Source organism: Actinospica durhamensis (assembly GCF_018139695.1).
GTDB classification, from domain to species: domain Bacteria; phylum Actinomycetota; class Actinomycetes; order Streptomycetales; family Catenulisporaceae; genus Actinospica; species Actinospica durhamensis.
On sequence record NZ_JAGSOG010000709.1, the window covers coordinates 1 to 484 of the forward strand.

Below are 484 nucleotides of genomic sequence, written 5' to 3' on the forward strand. Positions count from 1 at the left end.
CCACCGGCGTCCCCAAGGGCGTGATGCTCACCCACCGCCAGATCGCCACCAACCTGGCCCAGCTCCAGCCGCTGATCACGACGGGCCCCGGCGACCGCATCCTCGCCGTCCTGCCGTTCTTTCACATCTACGGGTTGACGGCGCTGATGAACGCCCCCCTGCGGCAGGGCGCCACCGTCGTCGTGCTGCCCCGCTTCGACCTCGAGACGTTCCTCGCCGCCATCCAGAACCACCGCATCACGAGCCTGTACGTGGCCCCGCCGATCGTCCTGGCCCTCGCCAAGCACCCGCTGGTCGACCGGTACGACCTGTCCTCGCTGCGGCACGTCATCAGCGCCGCCGCCCCGCTGGACGCGCGCCTCGCCGCCGCCTGCTCGCAGCGGCTCGGACTGCCGCCCGTCGGCCAGGCCTACGGCATGACGGAACTGTCGCCCGGCACGCACGTCGTCCCGCCGGCCGCCCTGCACGACGCGCCGCCCGGCAC

At 73.1% G+C, this 484-nt stretch carries 1 protein-coding gene; it reads left to right on the forward strand.

Features of this window, described 5'->3' with window-relative positions; translation table 11 throughout:
• Positions 1 to 484: AMP-binding protein (locus KDL01_RS41835; protein ID WP_212534259.1), on the forward strand; the 484-nt coding region annotated here is incomplete at both ends.